This window comes from Bacillus manliponensis (assembly GCF_000712595.1).
GTDB classification, from domain to species: Bacteria; Bacillota; Bacilli; order Bacillales; family Bacillaceae_G; genus Bacillus_A; species Bacillus_A manliponensis.
Genome location: NZ_JOTN01000074.1, coordinates 1 through 750, shown reverse-complemented (window position 1 = coordinate 750; position 750 = coordinate 1). Strand labels below are relative to the sequence as shown.

General features: G+C 32.8%; 1 protein-coding gene. It reads left to right on the top strand.

Annotated features, from left to right (window positions below):
* The coding region (locus tag BAMA_RS23265; protein ID WP_235184510.1) for a DUF4258 domain-containing protein at positions 1-660 on the top strand (660 nt) is incomplete at its 5' end.
* Positions 661-750 lie beyond the last annotated feature (90 nt).

Genomic DNA, 750 nt, shown 5'->3' with positions numbered 1-750 from the left:
AAGTTAATAGCTTTAATTACTACTGTTATGCTTTTTACTGTAGTAGGACCTACTTTGGCTGAAACTGTTGAATTATCACAGCCAAAAAATAATACTCATTTAACAAATGAGCAATTATTAAACCTTGATTCGTCAAATTTAGTAGAAAATCAAAAGGTTGAGGAAAATATTGAACAAGTTGATTCTACTATGACGACAGAAGAGGCTATGGAATTAGAACAAGAAATCCTTAGCTTAGATGAAACAGAACTTTTAATTGATGAAGAAACTTGGGCATATCGTGATACTATTAATCCAGATTTCGATGTTCAAAAATTACTATTAGAGGAACAAAAGCTTGAAGCAGAATTATATGCAACTCCTGAAGTTGCAGGTCTTGTTGCTCCTCTTATCGTTCGTGGATTAATCTCAGCGGTTACTGCTTTATTTAAAAAGTATGGAATGCCTGCAATTCGTGCTACATGGCATCTTGCTGAACGTATGCATGAACGTGGTGTTTCGCCTGTTCAAGTTTTCAATGCAGTTACAAAAGGGAAAAAATATTATGATCCAAAATATAATTCAACGGTCTATTACTATAAGGGTGTAGCAGTAGCAAGAAAAGGAAATTCTTTAACGACAACTTATAAAACATCCTCTCCAAAAAGTCGCTGGAGGTAAGACAGAAAAAATGAAACCAAGAATTACTTATGATATTGAATCAAAATTAGCTTATTTATACACTTTATCTTCAACAGCTCAATATAAAAT